2 protein-coding genes are annotated in these 3,545 nt (G+C 73.1%); one reads left to right on the top strand and one right to left on the bottom strand.

From position 1 onward, the window contains the following. The first annotated feature begins 502 nt into the window (after positions 1 to 502). On the top strand, positions 503 to 2,416 hold the full coding sequence (gene glmS, locus PSH25_RS25435; RefSeq protein WP_238661461.1) for a glutamine--fructose-6-phosphate transaminase (isomerizing): 1,914 nt from the start codon (positions 503 to 505) through the stop codon (positions 2,414 to 2,416). Positions 2,417 to 2,419: 3 nt separating this feature from the next. On the opposite strand, the gene PSH25_RS25440 is transcribed toward glmS, so the two are convergent. Then, positions 2,420 to 3,545, bottom strand: a 1,126-nt coding sequence (locus tag PSH25_RS25440; protein ID WP_238661462.1) for an alpha/beta hydrolase, incomplete at its 5' end; no start/stop codon positions are given.

Raw genomic sequence — 3,545 nt, forward strand, 5'->3', positions numbered from 1 at the left:
GGGCGGGCGTCCACGGCGCCGCAGGCGGCTGGGGCGTCCACTGGGTGACGGGCGGGGCCGGCTGCCAGGGCGCGGCCGGAGGAGGTGGTGGCCACGGCGACGGTGTCCATGGGGCCGGCGGTGCCCACGGCTGGCCCGGGGCCAGCGGGTCGGGGGCCGGAAACGGAGCCGAGGACGGCGGCGCCGTCGGATCCGGTGGGGGTGCGGAGGAGGCCGGGTCCGGAGCGGATGAGGGGGATGGGTCGGGCGACGGCGCGTCGGACATGGCTGCTCCGGGCGGGAGTGGGTATGGAGCGAACGGGCCGTGGACAGGAGCGCCAAACCCGCCGAGAGACTGTCGTACCCGAAGGCGTGTCGCAACCCCGCCTTCCAGGGCGGGGCGCGCGCCGCCTGTGACGCTCGTCCCGTTGAGGCCGCCCAGGCCCCGATCGCTCAGATTCCGTGATTGATAACCCGACTTTCGAGCACCCACCATGAGTGAAACTGGGTTAGGCTGCGGGCCATGTGTGGAATCGTGGGATACGCGGGCGCGCGCCCCGCACTCGGCATCGTCCTCGACGGGCTGCGGCGGCTGGAATACCGCGGCTACGACTCGGCAGGCGTCGCGATCGTCTGCGACGACCAACTGCTGACCGAGAAGAAGGCCGGCAAGCTGGCCAACCTGGAGAAGGTGCTGTCCGAGCGGGCCGCCGACGACCCGACCTCCTGCGCGGCCAGCCCGATCGGCATCGGTGACGGCACCACCGGCATCGGGCACACCCGGTGGGCCACCCACGGCGGCCCCACCGACCGCAACGCCCACCCGCACGTCGCCCCCGACGGCCGGGTCGCGGTGATCCACAACGGCATCATCGAGAACTTCGCCAAGCTCCGCGCCGAGTTGGAGGCCGACGGCGTCCAGTTCACCAGCGACACCGACACCGAGTGCGCCGCGCACCTGCTCGCCGCCGCGTTGGCCGACCTGCGTGCCGCCGGCCAACCGGACAGCCCGCAGTTGCTCGCCGCCGGCATGCGCGTGGTCTGCCAGCGACTGGAGGGCGCGTTCACCCTGCTCGCGGTGGACGCCGCCGTGCCCGGTGCGGTCGTCGGTGCCCGGCGCAACTCGCCGCTGGTGGTCGGCCGCGGCGACGGGGAGAACTACCTGGCGAGCGACGTGGCCGCGTTCATCGAGCACACCCGGGAAGCGGTCGAGCTGGGCCAGGACCAGATCGTGCTGATCACCGATGACAGCATCGAGATCACCGACTTCGAGGGCCAGCCCGCCGCCGGCAAGGACTTCCACATCGACTGGGACTCCTCGGCCGCGGAGAAGGGCGGCTACGACTGGTTCATGCTCAAGGAGATCGAGGAGCAGCCGCAGGCCATCGCCGACACGCTGCTGGGCCGGCTCACCGAGAGCGGTGAGATCGCCCTCGACGAGGTCCGCCTCAGCGACCAGGATCTGCGCGACGTCGACAAGATCTTCATCGTGGCCTGCGGTACGGCGTACCACGCCGGCATGGTCGCCAAGTACGCCATCGAACACTGGACCCGGATCCCGTGCGAGGTGGAGCTGGCCAGCGAGTTCCGCTACCGCGACCCGGTGCTCGACCGGTCCACGCTGATCGTGGTCATCTCGCAGTCCGGCGAGACGATGGACACCCTGATGGCGCTGCGCCACGCCAAGGAGCAGAAGGCCCGGGTGCTGGCGATCTGCAACACCAACGGCTCGACCATCCCCCGCGAGTCCGACGCCGTGCTCTACACCCACGGTGGGCCGGAGATCGCGGTCGCCTCCACCAAGGCGTTTCTCACCCAGGTCGTCGCCTGCTACCTGATCGGCCTGCACCTGGCCCAGGTGCGCGGGATCAAGTTCGCCGACGAGGTGGGCGCGGTGGTCGCGCAGTTGCAGGAGATCCCGGGCAAGCTGCGTGAGCTGCTCGACCGGATCGAGCCCGTCCGCGAGCTGGCCCGGGAGCTGAAGTCCGAGCCGACAGTGCTGTTCATCGGCCGGCACGTCGGCTACCCGGTGGCCCTGGAGGGCGCGCTGAAGCTCAAGGAGTTGGCGTACATGCACGCCGAGGGCTTCGCCGCCGGTGAGCTGAAGCACGGCCCGATCGCCTTGATCGACAAGGGCACCCCGGTCATCTGCGTGGTGCCCTCGCCGGTCGGTCGAGGCATGCTGCACGACAAGGTCGTCTCCAACATCCAGGAGGTCCGGGCTCGTGGCGCGCGGACCATCGTCATCGCGGAGGAGGGTGACGAGGCCGTCGTCCGGTACGCCGACCACCTGATCTACGTGCCGCGTACGCCCACGCTGCTGGCCCCGCTCGTCACCACGGTGCCGTTGCAGGTGCTCGCCGCCGAGATCGCGGCCGCCCGGGGGCACGACGTGGACCAGCCCCGCAACCTGGCCAAGTCGGTCACCGTCGAATAAGCCTCAGCGGCCCAGCACGACCCGGGCCATCCCGTCCAGCGCGGGATTGCCCGGGTCCCAGTAACCGGTGTGCCCGCCTCGCCCACTGCCGAAGACCCGACCGCCGAACCCGGGATCTGACGGGTCGTGCCCGAACCACAGCTCGTGCCCGGTCTGGCCCGGCCAGCCCAGCACGGCGGCCAGCGGAGCCATCCGCAGCAGGGCCCGTCGGCCCAGCTCGTCCGGTGGCTGGGCGGCCCGGATCACGTCGTCGGGGGCGCTGCTCGCCCACACCTCCCCGGGCGGCACGCCCAGCTCGGCGGCGTGCGACGCGCCGACGCCGGGGGAGCCGACGAAGACCAGCGCGTCGGCGGCGAGCCCGTGCTCCCGGGCGGCCATCCCCACCACCAGCGACCCGTAGCTGTGCCCGAGCACGGTCTGCCGGGACGGTGGCCCCTCGTGGCTGGCCCGCAGCCCCTCCTGGAAGCGGTGCAACGCCGGGCCGGCGTCCCGCGCCTGGCCCGCCGAGGAGGCCTCGGTCAGCAGATCCGGAGCGTCGTAGTCCAACCAGAGCACCGCCGCGCTGCGCTCACCCGGGGCGAGCGCGGCGCACCGGTCCAGCACCCGGGCCGCCCTGCCCAACTCGCCGGTGGCGTCGTCCAGGCCGGCGGTCATCCCCGGCACGTAGGTCAGCACCCGGTCGGCGTGGTCCGGGTCGCCGAGCGCCACCACCGCCCGGCCCTCACCGGCCGGATCCAACCCGAGCAGGTACGCCCGCGAAGCCCCGCCGGCCGTCAGCCGCCCGACCAGCGCGTCCAGGCCGGCCAACCGCCCGGCCACCCCGCGCAACCGGATCGACGCGAGCGGCCCCGGCGGCACCCGGGACAGCAGTCGTCGCCGCTCGGCCAGCAACTCCGCACGCCAGACGTCGAGCCGTAACCGGTTGGCCTGGTCGCGGGCGGCCACCGGCAGCCCGTCCATCTGGCCGACCAGGGCCGGCTCGCGCCCGATCAGCCACCGACGCTGCGCCGGGGTCAACCCGGACCACCAGGCGCTGACCAGCGCGGGCGCGGCACCAACGGCCGGTCGGCCCGGCAGGGGCGGGGACGCCCAGCCGGGGCCGGCGGCCCTCGCCAGGTCAGCCAACCGG

Source organism: Micromonospora foliorum (genome assembly GCF_022229015.1).
In the GTDB taxonomy this organism is placed as follows: domain Bacteria; phylum Actinomycetota; class Actinomycetes; order Mycobacteriales; family Micromonosporaceae; genus Micromonospora; species Micromonospora foliorum.

Coding starts and splice junctions, on each gene's coding strand:
- glmS (WP_238661461.1), top strand. CDS start 503: ATGTGTGGAATCGTGGGATACGCGGGCGCGCGCCCCGCACTCGGCATC.